Origin of the sequence: Pseudomonas oryzihabitans (genome assembly GCF_007665395.1) — a bacterium.
GTDB classification, from domain to species: Bacteria; Pseudomonadota; Gammaproteobacteria; order Pseudomonadales; family Pseudomonadaceae; genus Chryseomonas; species Chryseomonas psychrotolerans_C.
This window is the reverse complement of the sequence record NZ_VDND01000001.1, coordinates 41,261-54,819: the sequence shown is the minus strand read 5'-3', so window position 1 is coordinate 54,819 and position 13,559 is coordinate 41,261. Positions and strand designations below refer to the sequence as shown.

9 protein-coding genes are annotated in these 13,559 nt (G+C 65.8%); 8 read left to right on the top strand and 1 reads right to left on the bottom strand.

The genetic code is table 11. The annotated features are described in order from the left end of the window. Positions 1 to 65 precede the first annotated feature (65 nt). The 8 genes from treZ (at position 66) to FSV73_RS00210 (ending at position 12,743) form a co-directional block, all read left to right on the top strand. Entirely contained in the window at positions 66 to 1,871 is a 1,806-nt protein-coding gene (gene treZ / locus FSV73_RS00245) for a malto-oligosyltrehalose trehalohydrolase (protein WP_145002245.1), read from the top strand. Further along, complete coding sequence (gene malQ, locus FSV73_RS00240) at positions 1,868 to 3,934, top strand: 4-alpha-glucanotransferase (protein ID WP_145002243.1); 2,067 nt, start codon at positions 1,868 to 1,870, stop codon at positions 3,932 to 3,934. The genes treZ and malQ overlap by 4 nt, the downstream gene beginning before the upstream one ends. Next, a complete protein-coding gene (gene treY / locus FSV73_RS00235; protein WP_145002241.1) occupies positions 3,931 to 6,738 on the top strand; it encodes a malto-oligosyltrehalose synthase in 2,808 nt (935 codons plus the stop codon). Before malQ ends, treY begins: the two co-directional genes overlap by 4 nt. Beyond that, positions 6,735 to 7,253 carry a DUF2934 domain-containing protein gene (locus tag FSV73_RS00230; RefSeq protein ID WP_145002239.1) on the top strand — a complete coding sequence of 173 codons (519 nt, stop codon included), beginning with the start codon at positions 6,735 to 6,737 and terminating at the stop codon, positions 7,251 to 7,253. Before treY ends, FSV73_RS00230 begins: the two co-directional genes overlap by 4 nt. A 249-nt stretch (positions 7,254 to 7,502) precedes the next feature. Further along, positions 7,503 to 9,692 (top strand): glycogen debranching protein GlgX, encoded by a 2,190-nt coding sequence (gene glgX / locus FSV73_RS00225; protein WP_260856000.1) that lies wholly within the window; start codon positions 7,503 to 7,505, stop codon positions 9,690 to 9,692. Further along, positions 9,689 to 10,450 (top strand): endonuclease/exonuclease/phosphatase family protein, encoded by a 762-nt coding sequence (locus FSV73_RS00220; RefSeq protein ID WP_145002238.1) that lies wholly within the window; start codon positions 9,689 to 9,691, stop codon positions 10,448 to 10,450. Before glgX ends, FSV73_RS00220 begins: the two co-directional genes overlap by 4 nt. Next, complete coding sequence (gene clsB / locus FSV73_RS00215) at positions 10,447 to 11,694, top strand: cardiolipin synthase ClsB (protein ID WP_145002236.1); 1,248 nt, start codon at positions 10,447 to 10,449, stop codon at positions 11,692 to 11,694. Before FSV73_RS00220 ends, clsB begins: the two co-directional genes overlap by 4 nt. Beyond that, positions 11,691 to 12,743: a lysylphosphatidylglycerol synthase transmembrane domain-containing protein gene (locus tag FSV73_RS00210; RefSeq protein ID WP_145002234.1), complete on the top strand. Its 1,053-nt coding sequence runs from the start codon at positions 11,691 to 11,693 to the stop codon at positions 12,741 to 12,743. The genes clsB and FSV73_RS00210 overlap by 4 nt, the downstream gene beginning before the upstream one ends. A gap of 13 nt (positions 12,744 to 12,756) precedes the next feature. Here the strand turns inward: FSV73_RS00210 and FSV73_RS00205 are convergent, their stop codons facing one another. Then, positions 12,757 to 13,515 (bottom strand): polysaccharide lyase family 7 protein, encoded by a 759-nt coding sequence (locus tag FSV73_RS00205; protein ID WP_260855999.1) that lies wholly within the window; start codon positions 13,513 to 13,515, stop codon positions 12,757 to 12,759. Positions 13,516 to 13,559 lie beyond the last annotated feature (44 nt).

Here is a 13,559-nt window from a genome sequence, read left to right as displayed (position 1 = left end):
CAGCAACTGCGGCCACCTGGGCCGCAGTGCCTTTTCTGCCGTCCGGTTTCGGGAGTTCTCCATCCATGACTGATATTTCGCGCGACGCAGCCGCGGTGACCGGGGGCTACGCCTGGCAGACCCGTGCCGGTGCCACTCTGGTGAGCAAGGACCGCACCCTGTTCCATTTCTGGGCGCCCAGCGCCGATGCCGTGTCGGTGGCGCTGGAAGGCGGCATGACCCTGCCGCTGGAGCGCCAGGCCGATGGCTGGTTCGCCGTCGAGGCTCAATGTGGTGCCGGTACCCGCTACCGCTACCAGATCGGCGACCTGCTGGTGCCGGATCCGGCCTCCCGCGCCCAGGCCGGCGACGTGCACGAGCCGAGCATCGTCATCGACCCCACCACCTACCACTGGCAGACCGTGGAGTGGAGCGGCCGGCCCTGGCACGAGAGCGTCATCTACGAATTGCACGTCGGCACCCTCGGCGGCTTTTCCGGAGTCGAAAAGCTGGTGCCGCGCCTGGCTGCGCTGGGCATCACCGCCATCGAACTGATGCCGTTGTCCGAATTCCCCGGTGGTCGCAACTGGGGCTACGACGGCGTCCTGCCCTACGCGGTGGAAGCCTCCTACGGCACCCCGGACGACCTCAAGTCGCTGATCGACACCGCCCACGCCCATGGCGTGATGGTCTACCTGGACGTGGTCTACAACCACTTCGGCCCGGACGGCAACTACCTGCATGCCTACGCCGAGCGCTTCTTCCGCGAAGACATCCATACGCCCTGGGGCGCCGCCATCGACTTCCGCCAGGACGCGGTGCGCCGCTACTTCATCGACAACGCCCTGATGTGGCTGATGGAGTACCGCTTCGACGGCCTGAGATTCGACGCCGTGCACGCCATCAACGACAAGGGCTTCCTCGAAGAGATGGCCGAGGAGATCCGCGCCACCGTGGAGTCCGGCCGCCACGTGCACCTGATGCTGGAGAACGAGGACAACACCGCCACCCTGCTCGGCGGCAAGCACTACAACGCCCAGTGGACGGACGATTGGCACAATGTCATCCACCCGCTGCTGACCGGCGAAGACGAAGGCTATTACAAGGACTTCACCCAGGATGCCACCACCAAGCTGGTGCGCTGCCTGGGCGAAGGCTTCATCTACCAGGGTGAACAGACTCGCCATGGCAAGGCGCGCGGAGAACCGAGCGCCGAGCTGCCCGCCTCGGCCTTCATCGTCTTCCTGCAGAACCACGACCAGGTCGGCAACCGGGCCTTCGGCGAACGCCTGACCCGCCTCGCCCCGGAGCCGGCCCTGCGCGCGGCCACCGCCCTGCTGCTGCTCAGCCCCATGATCCCACTGCTGTTCATCGGCGAGGAATGGGGTAGTCGCCAGCCCTTCCTGTTCTTCACCAGCCACAACGACGAACTGGCGGAACTGGTGCGCGACGGACGTCGTAACGAGTTCAAGGATTTCGATTTCTTCACCAGCGAAGAACATCGCCAGCAGATCCCTGACCCGAACGCGCCGAAGACCTTCGAGGATTCCAAGCCCAACTTCGGCGAAGCCGACCAGCCCGACCATGCGGCCTGGCTGGGGCTCTATCGGGAATTGCTGGAGATCCGCCGCAAGGAACTCTTCCCGCGCCTGGAAGGTGCCCGCGCGGCCGGCGCCGAGGCACTGGCCGACCGTGCGGTGCGCGCCCGCTGGACCCTGGCCGATGGCAGTCACCTGACCATCGAACTCAACCTCAGCGAAGAGGCGGTCGCGGTGACCGAGCCATCCGCTGGCGAGCTGCTGCATGGCAGCGCCACCGACGCCCTCGCGCAACGCCAGGACGGGCAGTTGCCCGCCCACACGGCCCTGGTCTGGCTGGAGAAAAAGGCATGAGCGAGGATCGCCTGGAACAGCTGGCCAAGGCGGCCGGCATCGCCATCGAATGGACCGCCTACGATGGCCAACGTCAGCGGGTTAGCCCTGAGGCACTGCGCAACCTGCTCAAGGCCATCGACCTGCCGGCCGACAGCGAAGCCGACATCGACGCCAGTCTGCGCAAGCTGGCCGAGGTCGGCGACAAGCACCACCTGCCACCGCTGATCACCGCGGTGGTGGGCAAGCCGGTGGGAACACCGGATCAGTTCAAGAGCGGCGTGCGCTACCAGGTGCACCTGGAAGACGGCCAGCGCCTCGACGGTACCGTCGATGCCCAGGGCCAGCTCGCCGCCATCGCGGCGCCCGGTTACCACCAGGCGGAGATCGACGGCCAGCGCCTGACCCTGGCCGTGGCACCGGAGCGCTGCTACACCATCGCCGACGCCACGGGCGACGACCAGGCTCGGCTGTGGGGTCTCGCGGTACAGCTCTATAGCTTGAGACGTACCGGTGGTAGCGGCGCGGGGGATCTGCAGGGTCTGGTGCAGTTGGCCAAGGCCGCGGCCGCCAAGGGCGCCGATGCCCTGGCCATCAGTCCGCTGCACGCCATGTTCAGCGCAGATGGCAGTCGCTACAGTCCCTACTCGCCTTCCAGCCGGGTCTTCTTCAACGTGCTCTATGCCGCGCCCGAGCTGGTCTTCGGCGCCGAGCGCGTGCAGCAGGCGATGCAACGTGCCGGCCTGGAGACGGAAGCCGAGCGCCTGGAGCAGCTGGAACTGATCGATTGGCCGGCATTGGCCAGGCTGCGGCTGCGCCTGTTGCGCACCCTGCACCTGGACTTCCGCACCGCCGCCGGCGATCTGCGCGAGCGCTTCGAAGCCTTCCGCCGCGAGGGCGGAGAAGCCCTGGAGAACCACTGCCGCTTCGAGGCCCTGCATGCCTCCTTCACCCAGGGCGAGGCCTCGCCCAGCTGGCAGCATTGGCCGCAGCAGTATCGCGACCCGCGCAACCCGGCCGTGGCCGAATTCGCCGAGCGCCATGCCCAGGACGTGGAGTTCTATGCCTTCACCCAGTGGCTGGCCAGCGAAGGCCTGTCCGCCGCCCAGGCGCAGTGCCGCGACTCCGGGATGCGCATCGGCCTGATCGCCGACATCGCCGTGGGCGCGGACGGCGGTGGCAGCCAGGCCTGGAGTCGCCAGGAAGAGTTGCTGGCCTCGGTGACCGTCGGTTGCCCGCCGGACCTGCTCAACCAGAAGGGCCAGGGCTGGGGCATTTCCGCCTTCTCGCCCACCGGCATGGTCAAGCATGGCTTCCGCGCCTTCATCGAGATGCTCCGGGCCAACTTCGCCCATGCCGGTGGCGTGCGCATCGATCACGTCATGGGCCTGCAACGGCTGTGGCTGGTGCCCGAAGGCGCCTCCCCGGCCGATGGCGCCTATCTCTCCTACCCCATCGACGACCTGCTGCGCCTGGTCGCCCTGGAGTCCTGGCGCCATCGCTGCGTGGTCATGGGCGAAGACCTGGGCACGGTGCCGGAAGGCTTCCGTGAACGCCTGGCCGAGCGCGCCATCATGGGCATGCAGGTGCTGCTGTTCGAGCGCGACGGCAAGGCCTTCAAGCCGGCGGCGCAATGGTCGGACTCCGCCATGGGCATGCCCACCACCCACGACCTGCCGACCCTCACCGGTTGGTGGCAGGGCCGCGACGCCGACTGGCAGGAAGAGCTCGGCCTGCTGCCGGACGGCACTAGCCGCGAAGACCAGCTGACCGAACGCGCCGAGGATCGCCAGCACCTGGCCAAGGTGCTGCACCTGGACGACACCAGCGTCGACAACGTCGAGGCCGCGGTGGACGCCGCCATCGACTTCATCGGCCGCACCCCGGCGCCCCTGATCATCCTGCCGGTGGAGGACGCCCTGGGCCAACTGGAACAGGCCAACCTGCCCGGCACCACCAACGAACACCCCAATTGGCTGCGCCGCTGGGACGCTCCGGCGGACCGCCTGCTGGACGCTGCCACCCCTGACCGTCGCCTAAGCGTGCTGAGCACTGCTCGTAACAACCCGGAGAACACTCGATGAGTCGCTTGCGCGCTACCGTACGCCTGCAGTTCCACAAGGACTTCACCTTCGACGATGCCCTGCCCCTGGTGGCGTACTACGCCAAGCTGGGTATCAGTCATTTCTACGCTTCCCCCATCACCACCGCCCGCGCCGGCTCCGTGCACGGCTACGACGTGGTCGACCCGACCCGGGTCAACCCGGAGCTGGGCGGCGAGGAGGCGCTGCGGCGCCTGGTCGCCCGCCTGCGCGAGCACGGCATGGGCCTGATCGCCGACTTCGTGCCCAACCACACTAACGTGGGCGGCTCGGAGAACGCCTGGTGGCTGGACATCCTCGAATGGGGCCGCCAGAGCCGCTATGCGGGCTTCTACGATATCAACTGGTACGGTCCGGACCCCGATCTGCAGGGCCAGGTGCTGCTGCCCTTCCTGGGCGATGCCTATGGCAACGTGCTGCAGGCCGGTGAACTCAAGCTGGTGTTCGATGCGGAGAAAGGTGCCTTCCGCGTGGAGTACTACGCCCATCACTTCCCGATCAACCCTGGTACCTATGGCCAGATTCTGCGCGAGAGCGACCTGCCGCAGCTGAGCCTGTTCGCCGACGCCTTCTCGGCCCGTGCCAAGGACCTGGACGAAGCCCGCGGCGCCCAGCGCCAGCTGGCGGATGCCGCCAAGGACCCGGCCGTCGCCGCCGCCATCGACAAGGCCATCGCCGCATTCGACGGCAGCCAGGCAGCCAACCAGGAACGCCTGCACGCCCTGCTGGAAAGCCAGCACTACCGCCTGGCCAGCTGGCGCACCGCCTCGGACGACATCAACTGGCGGCGCTTCTTCGACATCACCGAGCTGGGTGGCCTGCGCATGGAGCGCCACGAGGTCTTCGAGGAGACCCATTCGCTGATCTTCCGCCTAATCGGCGAAGGCCTGCTCGACGGCCTGCGCCTGGACCACATCGACGGCCTGGCCAATCCGCGTGCTTACTGCCGCAAGCTGCGCCGCCGCGTCGACGAGCTGTGCGCCAGCCGCAGCGGTGGCGCGCCGGAAGATGGCTTCCCCATCTACATCGAGAAGATCCTCGCCGAAGGCGAACAGCTGCGCGAAGGCTGGGGCATCGACGGCACCACCGGCTACGAATTCATGAACGAGGTCTCGGCGGTCCAGCACGATGCCCGTGGCGAAGCGCCGCTGCGGACGTTCTGGGCGGAGACCACCGGGCGCACCGAGGACTTCCTCGAAGAGGTGCGGGAAGCGCGGCGCCTGGTGCTCACCACGGCGCTGAACAGCGAATTCGAGTCGGCGGTGCATACCTTGCACCTGCTGGCCCAACAGGACTGGCGCACCCGTGACACCAGCCAGGGCGCCATTCGCCGGGTACTGCTGGAGCTGATCGTGCAGTTCAAGGTCTACCGCACCTACGCTGGCGCGGCCGGATTCGTCGGTCACGATGCCCAGTGGTTCGACACCGCCCTGGAGGCGGCGCGGCCCCACGTCAGCGAGGCAGAGCAACCGCTGCTCGAGCAGCTGCGGGCCTGGCTCGGCGGCGAGGCTCCCCGCCACAAGCCGGTGGGTAGCCTGGCCCGTCGCGAGCAGCGCCGCGCCATCACCAAGTTCCAGCAGCTCACCTCGCCGATCGCCGCCAAGGCCGTGGAGGACACCGCCTGCTACCGCTCCGCGCCGCTGCTGTCGCGCAATGACGTGGGCTTCGATCCCCAGCATTTCGCCCAGCCGGTCAGCGCCTTCCACGAGGCCAGCGGCTGGCGTGCCGAGCACTTCCCGCGCAACATGCTGACCACCGCGACCCACGACCACAAGCGTGGCGAGGACACCCGCGCGCGCCTGGCGGTGGTCTCGGAGCGCCCGGACGCCTACATCGCCCAGGTCCGTCGCTGGATGGAACAGGCCGCGCCCCTGCGCGGCGAATGGAACGAGGCACCGGCCCCTACCTCGGGTGATGAACTCATGCTGTACCAGACCCTGCTGGCCAGCTGGCCGCTGGCGCTGGAAGCCGATGACCAGCAGGGCCTGCAAGCCTATCTGGAGCGCCTGCAGCAGTGGCAGGAAAAGGCCCTGCGCGAAGAGAAGCTGGAGTCGGATTGGTGGGCGCCGAACGGCGACTACGAAGCCGCCTGCAAGGCCTTCCTTGAAGGTCTGCTCACCGATGACCAGTATCGCTCGCTGCGCAGCGAGATCATCGCCGCCGTGCGCGAGCTGGCCCCGGCGGGCGCCTTGAATGGCTTGGTCCAGCTGCTGTTGCGCAACACCGCACCCGGCGTCCCGGATCTCTATCAGGGCGGCGAATTCTGGGACTTCAGTCTGGTGGAGCCGGACAACCGCCGTGCGGTGGACTACGCGCCCCGCCAGCGCGCGCTGGAGAACTCCACCTCCGTGTCCGCGGCCCTGGCCGACTGGCAGAGCGGCGAGGTCAAGCAGCAGGTACTGGCCAGCGTGCTGCAGCTGCGCAAGCAGCTGCCCCAGCTGTTCACCGCCGGCCGCTACCTGCCGCTCAGCGTGGTGGGCGCCAAGGCCGACCAGGTCCTCGCCTTCGCGCGGACCTGGGAGCAAGAGGCGGTGATCGTCATCGTCCCGGTGCATGCCTCCGACCTGCTGGCAGACGCCGGCTCTCTCGGTTTTTCTGCGGATGCCTGGCAGGACACCCGGATAAAACTTCCGGAAACCTTGTCCATGTACCGTTTCGGGGAAACTTTTGCCCCCGCATCTGTCCATCACCAGAAGAAAGAGCTTTCTGTCGGCGAGGTTCTGGCACGTTTTCCGCTTGGATTGCTCAGCACACAAGACATCACTCAAGGAGCCGCACCGCAATGACCCAAAAAGACGAACGCATTCAGCAGCTCGCCTATCAGATCTGGGAGTCCGAAGGACGGCCGGCCCACGAACACGACCGCCACTGGGAGCTGGCCACCCGTCTCTACGAAGCCGAGCAGGAAGGCGTGGCGAAGAAGACCGCCACCAAGAAGCCGCGGGCGACCAAGGCCGGCGCTGCTACCGGCAAGGCTGCGGCACCCAAGGCCAGCACCACCGGCAAGACCAAGAGTGGCAGCGAGAAGGCCGCCACCGAAGCCGCGGCTGCCGGTGAGTCGGTGACCGAGAAGGTCGAGTCGGCGGCCAAGAAGGTGGTGTCCAAGGCCAAGCAGGCGGTGAAGCCCAGCGCCAGCAAGCCCGCCGCCAGCAAGGCCTCGGCGAGCAAGGCCCCGGCAAGCAAGGCCAAGCAGGAGGCTACGGTCGAAGCGACTGGCGTAGGTGCAGCGCCGGCCACGCCGAAGAAGCCCCGGGCCTCGCGGGCCAAGGCCACCGCCGCCAAGCCCGCCGCCAGCGAGTGATCTGAGTGTTCGGCCTGGCCGCTCGGCCAGGCCTTCCCCCTGCCGCCCCGTGCGGTCTCTGCGTTACCCCGCCATTTTCTGATTTTTCCTGCAAAAACAACGCTTTGTCGGCTCGCTCCCAGGGCTCGGAACTGCGCTGCGTCGGGCCTTTCATATGCAAGTAGCCGGATCTGTATCGATTCAGCCACCGGCAGGTAATGAGAGCCACCACAGAGCGACTTCCTTCCTAGCTATCCCGAGAGCGTCGAAATGACTTCAACTGATTCCAACAAGCCGTTAACCGAAGCGACCACTTTCATCAGTAAGTCCAAGTCTCGTGTTCGTGAAGGCCTGCCCTACCCACTGGGTGCCACCTGGGACGGCTCCGGCGTGAACTTCGCCATCTTCTCCGCCAACGCCACCAAGGTGGAACTGTGCCTGTTCGACGACGAAGGCAAGGAAGAGATCGAGCGCATCGAACTCCCGGAATTCACCAATGAGATCTGGCACGGCTACCTCCCCGACGCTCGCCCGGGCACCCTCTATGGCTACCGGGTACACGGCCCCTACGAGCCGCAGAACGGCCACCGCTTCAACCACAACAAGCTGCTGATCGATCCCTATGCCAAGCAGATCGTCGGCGAGCTGGAGTGGAACGACGCCCTGTTCGGCTACACCATCGGCCACCCCGATGGCGACCTGTCCTTCGACGAGCGCGACAGCGCGCCCTTCATGCCGCGCTGCCGGGTGATCGACCCCGCCTTCACCTGGGGCAACACCACCCATCCGCGCGTCCCGCGCGATCGCACGGTGTTCTACGAGACCCACGTGCGTGGCTACACCATGCAGCATCCCGCGGTACCCGAGGGCGCCCGCGGCACCTTCTCCGGGCTGCAGGAAAGCGAGGTCATCGACTACATCAAGTCGCTCGGCATCACCTCCGTCGAACTGATGCCGATCCACTACTTCCTGGATGACAACCACCTACTGGAAAAGGGCCTGAGAAACTTCTGGGGCTACAACACCCTGGCCTTCTTCGCCCCGCACTCGCGCTACATGGCCAGCCAGTCCATCGGCGAATTCAAGGTGATGGTCGCGCGCATGCACAATGCCGGCCTCGAGGTGATCCTCGACGTGGTGTACAACCACACCGCCGAAGGTAACGAGATGGGCCCGACCCTCTCGCTGAAGGGCATCGACAATGCCAACTACTACCGCCTGATGCCCGATGATGCGCGCTACTACATCAACGATACCGGCACCGGCAACACCCTGAACATGAGCCATCCCTGCGTGCTGCAGATGGTCACCGACTCGCTGCGCTACTGGGCCACCGAAATGGGCGTGGACGGTTTCCGCTTCGACCTCGCCACCATCCTCGGCCGCGAGCCGGACGGCTTCGACGAAGGCGGCGGCTTCCTCCATGCCTGCCGCCAGGATCCGATCCTGGCCGAGACCAAGCTCATCGCCGAACCCTGGGACTGCGGCCCCGGTGGCTATCAGGTGGGCAACTTCCCGCCCGGCTGGATGGAGTGGAACGACACCTTCCGCGACACCGCCCGTGCCTTCTGGAAGGGTGACGAAGACAAGATCGGCGACTTCGCGAAGATCTTCCTGGGCTCCGGGGACAAGTTCAATCGCCGCGGTCGCAAGCCCTACTCGTCGGTGAATTTCGTGACCGCCCACGATGGCTTCACCCTGGCCGACACCGTGTCGTATAACGACAAGCACAACGAGGCCAACGGCGAAGACAACAACGATGGTCACTCCCACAACCTGTCGTGGAACTGTGGCGCCGAAGGCGAGACCGACGACCCGGAAATCATCGAGCTGCGCTACCGCCAGATGCGCAACCTGCTGGCCACCCTCTTCCTCGCCCAGGGCACGCCGATGCTGCTAGCCGGTGACGAGTTCGCCCGCACCCAGGGCGGCAACAACAACGCCTATTGCCAGGACAGCGAGATCGGCTGGGTCAACTGGGAAATCAGCGAGAAGAGCGCCGAACTGCAGGAGTACGTGCGCAACCTGATCGACCTGCGCCGACGCTATCCGCTGCTGCGTCGCAGCCGCTTCTTCACCGGCGCCTACAACGAGGAGCTGGGCGTCAAGGACGTCACCTGGCTGCAGCCCGGCGGCACCGAGATGGGTGACGAGCAATGGCAGGACGGCAGCAACAAGTGCATGGGCATCCTGCTCGACGGCCGCGCGCAACCAACCGGTATTCGTCGCAAGGGTGCGGATACCTCGCTGCTGATTCTGGTCAATGCTCATTATGACGTGGTGGATTTCACCCTGCCCGAGGTTCCCCAAGGCGAGCATTGGTCCCTGCAACTGGACACCAACCAGCCTGACCTCGACAGCGGCGACATCTTCCAATTCGGAGACACCTATCAGGTCACCGGTCGCTCGGTATTGCTGTTCGAGCTGACCCAGACCAAGCGGAGGAAGCGCCAGGCATGACGACTGCGCAACAGGGTTTTTCGTTCAAGGTCCTGACCATCAACACGCACAAGGGCTTCACGTCCTTCAACCGCAAGTTCATCTTGCCGGAGTTGCGGGAGGCGGTGCGGACGGTGTCGGCCGACATCGTCTTCCTGCAGGAGGTATTGGGTACCCACGAAAAACACCCGTTGCGCTTCGAGAACTGGCCGGCGGCGCCGCAGTACGAGTTCCTGGCCGATTCGATGTGGACCGACTTCGCCTACGGGCGCAATGCGGTCTACCCGGACGGCCATCACGGTAATGCGGTGCTGTCGAAGTTTCCCATCGTCAGCTACGACAACTTCGACATCTCCATCGCCGGGCCGGAAAAACGCGGGATGCTGCATTGCGTCCTGCGGGTTCCCGACCCGCAGGTCGATCTGCACGTCATCTGCGTGCACCTCGGGCTGCGGGAGAAACACCGGCAGATGCAGATGAAGCTGATCTGCGAGCACATCAACTCCCTGCCCAGCGACGCCCCCGTCGTGGTGGCGGGGGATTTCAACGACTGGCGGCAGAAGGCCAACGACATCCTCGGCCAGGGTGCCGGGCTCGAGGAGGTGTTCATGAAGACCGCTGGCCGCTTGCCTAAGACCTTCCCGGCCAAGCGCCCCCTGCTCTGCCTGGATCGCATCTACACGCGCAACGTCAGCGTCGGCCGACCCCAGGTACTGGGCAACCAGCCGTGGTCGCACCTGTCCGACCATGCGCCCCTGGCTGCGGACTTCCACCTATGAACTTCGAATGGCGGGACGGAAACCGCATCGCCTTGCTGGAAAACGGCGAGGACTTCTTTCCACGCGTCTTCGAGGTGATCCGCACCGCCGAGCGCGAGGTCATCATCGAGACCTTCATCCTGTTCTACGACAAGGTCGGCCAGGAGCTGCAACGGGAACTGGTGGCGGCGGCCAAGCGCGGCGTCCGGGTGGACATCACCGTGGATGCCTACGGCTCGCCCGACCTGCCCCGCGAGTTCCTCGACGAGATGGTCCAGGCCGGCGTGCGCTTTCGCTACTACGACCCGCGCCCCCTGGTAATGGGCATGAGGACCAACCTCTTCCGCCGCCTGCACCGCAAGATCGTGGTGGTGGATGGTCGGCTGGGTTTCATCGGCGGCATCAACTACTCCGCCGAGCACCTCGGCGATTTCGGGCCCGAGGCCAAGCAGGACTATGCCGTGGAGGTCGAGGGCCCCATCGTCGACGACATCCACCGCTTCGCCCGCGATGCCATCGACTCGCCCGAGGAGACTCATCGCTGGTGGGGCAAGCGTTCGCAGAAGCCGGCCGACAACCGCAATCCGGGCAATGCCCAGGCGCTGCTGGTGTTCCGCGACAACGACGAACACCGCGCCGATATCGAACAGCACTATCTGGAGATGCTGCGCACCGCCAAGCGCGAGGTGGTGATCGCCAACGCCTATTTCTTCCCGGGCTATCGCCTGCTGCGGGAGATGCGCAATGCGGCGCAACGGGGCGTCCGGGTGGTGCTGATCGTTCAGGGCGAGCCGGACATGGCCATCGTCAAGGTCGGCGCCCAGATGCTCTACAACTACCTGGTCAAGGCCGGCGTCGAGATCTACGAATACTGCCTGAGACCCCTGCATGGCAAGGTGGCGACCATGGACGAGCACTGGTCCACCGTGGGGTCGAGCAACCTTGATCCGCTCAGCCTTTCGCTCAACCTGGAATGCAACCTGATCTTCCACGACCATGCCTTCAACCGTGAATTGCGCGGTCGCCTGGAAAGCCTGATCCAGAATCACTGCGAGCACGTCGACAGCAGCAAGGTGCCCAAGCGCACCTATTGGCACCTGGCGAAGACGATGCTGGTCTTTCACTTCCTGCGCCACTTTCCCGCCTGGGTCGGCTGGCTGCCCGGTCATACCCCCAAGATCGAACTGGTGAGTCCGCCGGTGCAGCCCGAGCTCGAAACCCAGGACCGGGTCGATTCCTCGATTTCAAGGTATCCGCAACGATGAGTAGCCACAGCGACACCCTGGACCACGCCGACGACGAGGCGGACCAGCAGGCCGCCGACCAGCCGCAGAACAAGCACTGGGTCCTCGCCAAGAAGATCCTGACCTGGGTGTTCCTGATCGCGGTGGTGGTGCTGCTGGTGATCTACGCCCGCAAGGTGGACTGGGGCGAGGTCTGGAAGGTCTTCACCGGCTACAAATGGACGACGCTGGCCATGGCCGGCGGCCTGGTGGTGCTGTCCTACATCATGTACGGCTGCTACGACCTCATCGGCCGCGCCTATTGCGGTCACAAGCTGGTCAAGCGCCAGGTGTTCCTGGTGTCCTTCATCTGCTATGCCTTCACCCTGACCCTGAGTACCTGGGTCGGCGGCATCGGCATGAGGTATCGCCTCTATTCGCGGCTGGGGCTGTCCAGCGGCACCATCACCCGGATCTTCTCGCTGAGCATTGCCACCAACTGGCTGGGCTACGTACTGCTGGCGGGCGGCATCTTCGTCAGTGGCGTGGTGGACATGCCACCCAACTGGTTCGTCGGCGATACCACCCTGCGGCTTATCGGCGTCGGCCTGCTGGCGTTCATCGTCTTCTACCTGGCCGTCTGCACCTTCGCCAAGCAGCGCGAGTGGACCGTGCGCAAGCAGCGCCTGGCCCTGCCCTCGCTGCGTATGGCCTGCCTGCAGTTGCTGGTGTCCTCGGTCAACTGGATGGCCATGGCGGCCATCGTCTACCTCTTCCTCGGCCGCCAGGTGGACTACCTGCACGTGCTCGGCGTGCTGCTGCTGTCCAGCATCGCCATGGTCATCGTGCACATTCCCGCCGGGGTCGGCGTGCTGGAGACGGTGTTCATCGCCCTGTTGGCCAACGATGGCCTCTCCCACGGCAAGATCATCGCCGCCCTGCTCGGCTACCGGACACTGTATTTCATCGTCCCGCTGCTGATCGCCGCCGTGCTCTATTTCGCCCTGGAGAGCCGCGCCAAGAAGCTCAAGGTGAGCAACGACCGGCGCGAAGAACGCAAGAAAGGCGAACGCGAGAGCCACGCCGGCTGACCGGCTCAGACGGTCAACGGTTGTTCGGCTGGTGCATGGAGATCAGCCGATAGAACAGCACCCGCCCCCCTTCGCTGGTGGGCCCTTCCCCATCCCGCAGTCGCGCGCCCGCCTTGAAGTAGAGGTGGTGGCTGCTCCAGGCACTGTCCAGTTGCAGGCCCAGGTCGCTAGTACGGGAACCTGACCCATGGGCGCGCACGGTCAGGACGCCCGTGCGCGCCAGCTTGATGTCGTAGCTGAAGCGACTATTGAGCGGCAGGCGCTCCAGCAGGGTCACGTCCTTGGGGCTGTCGCTGGGGCTCTCCCGCAGCCGGGCGAGCAGCGTGCCCTGGGGCGTTTCGCCCTTGCCATCGGTCACGCTCTCGACCCGGTAGACCAGCTGCAGCAGCGCCTGGGAGCCAGTGGCTACCTGGGGCTGATCCTCGATCTGGCTGATGATGACCTCGGGTCGCGAGGGCACCTGCTGCACCGCCACCTCGGCCTGCAGCAGGGCATCGGCCTCGCGGTATTTCCAGGAATAGGCGCTGCCGTCTGGGCGCGTCTCGCGCAGCTCGGTGGCGGGAAACTCATCGGCAGGCTGCGGGGTGCCGGTCACGGGCACCCAGAACAGCAGCGAGCCGCCCTCGCCCCGTGATAGATAGGGGCTGCGGAAGGCGTTGCTGTTGAGTTGGGCGGTCTGTACCTGGGCCGCGGGCTCGGGCACAGGTAGCGTCAGATTCCATTCGGCGAGGTCGATCATGGCGTTCTCGGTGACCAGCGGCCCGACAAGCATCGCCTAAACCGGCGATGCTTGTCAGCGGTCGGCCGCCGCCCTGA

What these genes read in the sequence shown, in the direction of transcription:
- FSV73_RS00220 (WP_145002238.1), top strand. Translation starts at nt 9,689, where the DNA reads ATGACGACTGCGCAACAGGGTTTTTCGTTCAAGGTCCTGACCATCAAC.
- malQ (WP_145002243.1), top strand. Translation starts at nt 1,868, where the DNA reads ATGAGCGAGGATCGCCTGGAACAGCTGGCCAAGGCGGCCGGCATCGCC.
- FSV73_RS00230 (WP_145002239.1), top strand. Translation starts at nt 6,735, where the DNA reads ATGACCCAAAAAGACGAACGCATTCAGCAGCTCGCCTATCAGATCTGG.
- clsB (WP_145002236.1), top strand. Translation starts at nt 10,447, where the DNA reads ATGAACTTCGAATGGCGGGACGGAAACCGCATCGCCTTGCTGGAAAAC.
- treY (WP_145002241.1), top strand. Translation starts at nt 3,931, where the DNA reads ATGAGTCGCTTGCGCGCTACCGTACGCCTGCAGTTCCACAAGGACTTC.
- glgX (WP_260856000.1), top strand. Translation starts at nt 7,503, where the DNA reads ATGACTTCAACTGATTCCAACAAGCCGTTAACCGAAGCGACCACTTTC.
- FSV73_RS00205 (WP_260855999.1), bottom strand. Translation starts at nt 13,515, where the DNA reads ATGCTTGTCGGGCCGCTGGTCACCGAGAACGCCATGATCGACCTCGCC.
- FSV73_RS00210 (WP_145002234.1), top strand. Translation starts at nt 11,691, where the DNA reads ATGAGTAGCCACAGCGACACCCTGGACCACGCCGACGACGAGGCGGAC.
- treZ (WP_145002245.1), top strand. Translation starts at nt 66, where the DNA reads ATGACTGATATTTCGCGCGACGCAGCCGCGGTGACCGGGGGCTACGCC.